At 43.3% G+C, this 3,248-nt stretch carries 7 protein-coding genes; 6 read left to right on the top strand and 1 reads right to left on the bottom strand.

What is annotated here, in order from left to right; translation table 11 throughout:
• The first annotated feature begins 74 nt into the window (after positions 1-74).
• The 6 genes from AK963_RS27185 to AK963_RS27210 all read left to right on the top strand — a co-directional run bounded on the left by AK963_RS27185 (position 75) and on the right by AK963_RS27210 (position 2,333).
• Positions 75-428, top strand: a complete 354-nt coding sequence (locus tag AK963_RS27185) for a DUF3768 domain-containing protein (RefSeq protein WP_066018461.1) — start codon at positions 75-77, stop codon at positions 426-428.
• Positions 429-786: 358 nt separating this feature from the next.
• Positions 787-1,065: a hypothetical protein gene (locus tag AK963_RS27190; protein ID WP_066018462.1), complete on the top strand. Its 279-nt coding sequence runs from the start codon at positions 787-789 to the stop codon at positions 1,063-1,065.
• 31 nt (positions 1,066-1,096) lie between these two features.
• On the top strand, positions 1,097-1,330 hold the full coding sequence (locus tag AK963_RS27195; RefSeq protein WP_139117706.1) for a hypothetical protein: 234 nt from the start codon (positions 1,097-1,099) through the stop codon (positions 1,328-1,330).
• 72 nt (positions 1,331-1,402) lie between these two features.
• On the top strand, positions 1,403-1,639 hold the full coding sequence (locus tag AK963_RS27200; RefSeq protein ID WP_066018464.1) for a hypothetical protein: 237 nt from the start codon (positions 1,403-1,405) through the stop codon (positions 1,637-1,639).
• Positions 1,640-1,758: 119 nt separating this feature from the next.
• Positions 1,759-2,076 carry a hypothetical protein gene (locus AK963_RS27205; protein ID WP_066018465.1) on the top strand — a complete coding sequence of 106 codons (318 nt, stop codon included), beginning with the start codon at positions 1,759-1,761 and terminating at the stop codon, positions 2,074-2,076.
• A 53-nt stretch (positions 2,077-2,129) separates the two neighbouring features.
• Positions 2,130-2,333, top strand: a complete 204-nt coding sequence (locus AK963_RS27210; RefSeq protein WP_066018466.1) for a hypothetical protein — start codon at positions 2,130-2,132, stop codon at positions 2,331-2,333.
• A gap of 604 nt (positions 2,334-2,937) precedes the next feature.
• Here AK963_RS27210 and AK963_RS27215 read toward each other — a convergent pair.
• Positions 2,938-3,248: cupin domain-containing protein (locus AK963_RS27215; RefSeq protein ID WP_175404654.1), on the bottom strand; the 311-nt coding region annotated here is incomplete at its 5' end.

The raw sequence follows: 3,248 nt of genomic DNA on the forward strand, positions 1-3,248 counted from the left end.
AGTGGGTAGGCGGCTGATGACCTATATAAGCCCCGGAACCATAACAATAGCTAACCTATACGGAGGTACTAATTATGAAATCTATAGCTATTTATAATGACAGGGTTCGGCGCTCGCTAATTGATCCCGAGGAAAAACTGAAACTCCAAAAAGAAAACTGCGCATTTCATATAATGATGACTTCAAACCTAAATCATACGATTAAAGACAAGCTTGGTTTAGCCACTCTGATTGCCAACTTTGATAACTTCCATGAAGACAATGATCCATACGGTGACCATGATTGGTTTTCAGTTGAATTTGAAGGCGAAAGGGTTTTCGCTAAATTCGATTATTACGCCCCTGATATGGAACACGGATCGGAGAATCCAGAGGACTTGTCCAAAACAATTCGGGTTTTAACCGTCATGCTCGCCATTGATTATTGATTCAGGTCAGCCCTGATTCGATTCAGGGCTATTTGTATACCAATGAATTGCCTTTCAGCCTGTTTTCAGCGTGAAAACCAGCCTTTTCAAAAAATTGTATACCCATTTTTGAGTTCTGGCGCTAACGAAACACCGCGCCACTTAGAACCCGCAACGAAGAAAGAACCCTAGGGACCCCGATGGTAAGCGACAAAAACCGTTTATCAAACTTATCTTGTAAGTACCAGGTGATGGAGCTACCAGAAGCCAGGGTGAAAAACCGATATAAAGAGGGGAGGGGAAAAATTAAAAATAATTTGAAATACACGACACGTAACCCATAGTTAAAATAACAATAACGAAAAACAAGGGCAGTACCATGAAAACAACTAAACAATTAAAAGAATCAATCGAAACCAAGATCAAAAGAGCGCAGGAAATGAAGCCTGTATTAGACGACCTGAAGTCTACTGTCTCTTGGTTAGAAACTATCTCCCGATTTTTCACCGTTGAAGTAGTAGGCGACATGAAAAAATACACCGACGATGAAGAGTGGATGGAGAGCGTAGACGAAGTAAGCATCACCATACCGAAACTAAAAAAACTGAAAACCCTGACAGACGAACTAAAAAAGCTCGAAAAGAGCATGAAATTTTAATAGCGAGGCTACGACCATGGACACACGCACTATGCCAGTTACCGACAATGCCGACCTAGCATGCTCAGCAATGATACAGGCAAAACGTATAGCTCTCTTATCCGAGAAGCTGGCAGACCTAGCCGAATATATAGCCGAGAATCCAAGCGCCGTGGACGAGCTAGAATTAGCCGAGAGCTATATAGACGAAGCGAGCATACACGTAAACGGCATAGAGCTTTTTCACTCCCGCTTATCAGCCAGTTTGCCGCTGGTCAGGGACTAAAAAAATTTTATTGGAATACACGTCAGGCGACCCATAGTTAAAATAACAACAACGAAAAACGAGGCGACAAAAATGAACAACGCAATTATTCCAGAAACAATGAGCGACCATAATAGCAAGGCTGGCCACTATGCTGATTTTAAATTGCTAAGCAATAATACAGCATCAGTAACCGTATATTATGAAGAAACAAACGAAGACGATACTGACAGGTGGAAATCAGACGATTTAGTTTTTGAATATACAGGTGATTTAATGACAGCCTTAGAGCATTATTTCGATGCTGTTTTAGCACATGAGCCGCTATAAAAATTAGCGGTATTAAATTACCGCTTATCAGACCACTAAAAAACTAATTGATATACACGACAGACAACCCATACTAAAAATACAAACAACGAATAATGATAAACAAAGGAGTAACAACCATGACTACTACTAAAACCACCAGTAAGAAAACGACTACCAACAAAAAAGAGGGTACTACCATGGCTAAGGACAAAATGGAACGTAACAGTAAATCTAAAAAGTCTTCTGAAGAACGGTTTGTAGAGACTGTGAATATCAGAATGCCGAAGGCTCTGAGATTAATCGAGCGTGTAAGCGAGCTGGCTGATAAGTCAAAATACGAGTACACAGCCGAGCAAGCTGATAAGATCAAAGACGCTCTGCAATCGGCACTCGATGAGCTAGTCAAAAAGTTTGAAAACGGTGAGCAAAAAGAAGAGCCTGTCTTTAAACTCTAATAACCGAATAGGGCAGGCCAGCGAGCCTGCTCAAATTTCAGGGAGCAACAACAATGAAAATATATGATGTTTGCAATGACTACAGCCTAGAGCTAAGCGAGCATACTGAGTTACCTGCTGGTTATAGGTGGCTAGAAAGAGAAGTAATCATTAATGGACAACACGTAAAGGCAAAACTGGGATACGATAAGACTCATAATGAGCTGTCTTTTTTCGCTACCTACTCAGAAGCAAAATTAGATGGTCAGTACATCTAATTAGCCAATAGACAAGAGACAGGCAAAAAGCCTGTTTTTTTGTGCCTACCTACTAACAACCCGCAATAATCAGAAGCCCCGAAACTGCCGCCGTTCACGCCCCGTCACGCCGGTTTTTTCCTCCGACCCTACTGGTAGCCCTCTCAGGAAAAAAGCCTCCTAGATAGGCCTGAATGCCGCCTCACTCAATTACCGATTTATACCGCCTTTCCGCTATCGCCCGTCATTACTAGGCTATACGGTCATAGGCTAGGAGCTCCCGTTGAGGCCGATTGATGCCGGTTTTTCCCGTATAGGCTATAGAACCCGCCGATTAGGAAAAAGCCCCGCAGAGCGGCCTGAACGCCGCCTGCCGCTTATCGGTAATCAGCGGCAAAGCTGGCAGTACAGACGGTAAAACGTCAAAAAAATAACCTGGCTCTCACGCTGACTCACAGACTCCAATACACCTTACCTGATGACCTTGAAATCACCTTACCTAACCGACCTTGATTTCACCTTACCTGATCGACCTTAAATACACCTTAACTGACCAGTCTTGAAATCACCTTAATTAACCAATCTTGAAAACACCTTAATTGGCCAGTCTCGAAATCACCTTAACTCACACTTCCTTGGTGCCATTAAACATCGGGTGATTGCTTTCCATGCTTGCCGGGGTGCTTGAAAAGACATGAACCGGGAGAACGGTCAGAGACTCGCCCTCAGTCCTGAAGTGGTGCGGTGACATTGGATCGAGTACGACGACCATACCGGGGAGCAGTTCAACCTCATCAGTCTTTTCTGATTGCCCGACGATGGAATACCCACGGCCAGAGTGAACATAAACAACCCGGGTTGTCGGATGAATATGATGCACTTGCTCAGAAGTAAACGGTGGAATGGTGAGTTGCTGGAATGTCGGATCACCGATTC

It is taken from the genome of Endozoicomonas atrinae, from assembly GCF_001647025.1.
Classification (GTDB): domain Bacteria; phylum Pseudomonadota; class Gammaproteobacteria; order Pseudomonadales; family Endozoicomonadaceae; genus Endozoicomonas; species Endozoicomonas atrinae.

Coding starts and splice junctions, on each gene's coding strand:
- AK963_RS27210 (WP_066018466.1), top strand. CDS start 2,130: ATGAAAATATATGATGTTTGCAATGACTACAGCCTAGAGCTAAGCGAG.
- AK963_RS27205 (WP_066018465.1), top strand. CDS start 1,759: ATGACTACTACTAAAACCACCAGTAAGAAAACGACTACCAACAAAAAA.
- AK963_RS27190 (WP_066018462.1), top strand. CDS start 787: ATGAAAACAACTAAACAATTAAAAGAATCAATCGAAACCAAGATCAAA.
- AK963_RS27185 (WP_066018461.1), top strand. CDS start 75: ATGAAATCTATAGCTATTTATAATGACAGGGTTCGGCGCTCGCTAATT.
- AK963_RS27195 (WP_139117706.1), top strand. CDS start 1,097: ATGCCAGTTACCGACAATGCCGACCTAGCATGCTCAGCAATGATACAG.
- AK963_RS27200 (WP_066018464.1), top strand. CDS start 1,403: ATGAACAACGCAATTATTCCAGAAACAATGAGCGACCATAATAGCAAG.